The organism is Mucilaginibacter sp. P4_G9, assembly GCF_056400985.1.
Genome location: NZ_JBFUKF010000592.1, coordinates 1 through 2,356 on the forward strand (window position 1 = coordinate 1; position 2,356 = coordinate 2,356).

Genomic DNA, 2,356 nt, shown 5'->3' on the forward strand with positions numbered 1-2,356 from the left:
CTGCTGTGAAGTAACCTGAATCGAAAATATATCTTCGGATGTATTATCAACATGCACTGCATTTTGATTAGGGAAAGGAAATTCATCTGCATAATTACTCACCAGACTATATTTACCACCCGCAATTACTTTATTTGCTTCTGTTGCTGCATTGACCCAATCACCTTGTTGCAGATACAACCTGGCCAATATGGCTGATGCCGAATAGGTATTGGCATAAAAGCTAACCCCGGTACCAAGTTTCGTCTCTGCATCTTTAAGATCGGATATTGCCTGGGCATAAACCTGGGCAACTGTTGACCTGGCCGGGTATGAATCGGCATCTATAACTGATGTTGGTTTAAGCACAATTGGTACGGCCAAATTTGTGGTAGGGGCCCCATCATTCCATGCCTTACCAAATAGTCGGGCCATATCAAAGTACATCATTCCGCGAAGGAATTTTGCCTGGCCTTCAACTGAGTTTTTATTGGCAGCCGTTACTTTATCCAAATTAGCCAGTACATAATTGGCCTGGTTATTTATCCTGTATGCGTTAAGCCACAAAAGATTCACAAACCCATTATTGGTTGGTATTTGCTGACTAACCATCTGGGTAAGATCCTGATAAGTACCCGCCCAATCAAACACATTTTGAGTGGCCATCAAATCTGGCATCAAAAATATGTCGCCGCCATATACATATGAGTTCCCTGCACGGTTATATGCACCTATAAGCGTGCTTTGCACATCTGTTTCAGTAAGGATAGCCTGACTTCCATCTATCTGGTCATATGGCTTTAAGTCCAATTGCTTTTTACAAGCTCCCAACGTAATCAGGATACCAAAAGCTGTGATATATTTTATATGTGATCTAAATTTTTTCATCTTCATAATTATTAATAATTACAATCCTATGTTTACACCAAAAGTAATTGTACGTGGCTGCGGGGCCGAGTAAAAATCAACACCAAGGTTGATGTTACTTGCCTGGTAATCGGCGTTTACCTCAGGATCCCATCCTTCATATTTAGTTATAAGGAACAGGTTGTAGGCGTTAACAAATACCCTTGCCCTATCCAGTTTTATTTTTGACAGAATATCTTTTGGAATATTATACCCTAATGAAACTGTTTTACAACGCACATATGAACCGCCAGACAGGTAACGGCTTGAGGCATTGGTTCCGTTTGCGTAAAACAAACGTGGCTCTGGCACATTCGTTATGTCACCTGGTTTATTCCAGTATGTCAGCTGATCAAGCGTTTGGTTATCAAAACCATTACTTGCATTGGCACTCATATATTGGCCGCCGCCATTATAAATTTTATTGCCAAAAGATCCCTGGAAGGTAACTGCAAGGTCGAAACCTTTATAAGAGAAGTTGTTGGTGATGCCACCTGTGAATTTTGGCGTTGGGCTACCCAATACAACGCTTTGGGCAGCATTGTAATCATTGGTTTTGGTACGATCGTAGCTACCATTAGCATTCTTGGTATTGGTATAATACAAAGCATCGCCATTAGCAGGATCAACACCTGCATATTCGGGCCCATAAAATACACCTATTGGCTGGCCTTCAATAACCCTGTTTAAATCGTTGGTGCCAATAATTAATCCGCCTACATCAGTTACTACGTTTTTATTATAAGCAATGTTAAATGCGGTCGACCATTTAAACTTTCCCACAAAGTTATCTGAAGATATGGTTACCTCGTAACCCTCATTGTACAGCTTGCCCTTGTTTTGAAGCTGTGATGGGAAACCTGTAGTTTGAGGTACATTTACATTAAGTAATAAACCTGTTGTATTTTTGCGATAATAATCGAAGGTGGCATTCAAACGGTTACTAAAGAACCCTAATTCAATACCAGCGTCAAACTGTTTGGTACTTTCCCAGGTAAGGTTAGGATTAGCTATCTGATAAGTACGTTGCCCCGGCACCCCATTATAACCCGCATCCCCATAAAACAATCCTAATGATGCATAAGGATCTATTTCGGCATTACCTATTAAACCGTAACTGGCTTTCAATTTTAAATTACTGATAGTATTTGAGTTCTTTAAAAAATCCTCCTGGCTAAGCACCCAACCTACAGATCCTGCCGGGAAGAAAGCATATTTATGAGTTGCGCTGAATCTTGACGATGCATCGGTACGGCCGCTAACCGATAAAAGATATTTACTTTTATAAGCGTAGTTGGCTCTTGCAAAATAAGAAACAAAGCTATATTCTTCCTGTTTTGAATAGCCTCCCGATTTTACAGCGGCATCAATTATTTGCTTGTAAGCATCAGAAGGGAACTGTTGGCCTTGAATGTCATTCCCCTTTTTATTGGCGTATTCATAACTTGTTCCGAGTGTTGCATCTAAAGTG

At 40.4% G+C, this 2,356-nt stretch carries 2 protein-coding genes; both read right to left on the reverse strand.

What is annotated here, in order from left to right; genetic code table 11:
* On the reverse strand, positions 1-867 hold an 867-nt coding region (locus AC1DPZ_RS25660; RefSeq protein WP_477408830.1), incomplete at its 3' end, for a RagB/SusD family nutrient uptake outer membrane protein.
* A gap of 18 nt (positions 868-885) precedes the next feature.
* Positions 886-2,356, reverse strand: a 1,471-nt coding sequence (locus AC1DPZ_RS25665; RefSeq protein ID WP_477408834.1) for a SusC/RagA family TonB-linked outer membrane protein, incomplete at its 5' end; no start/stop codon positions are given.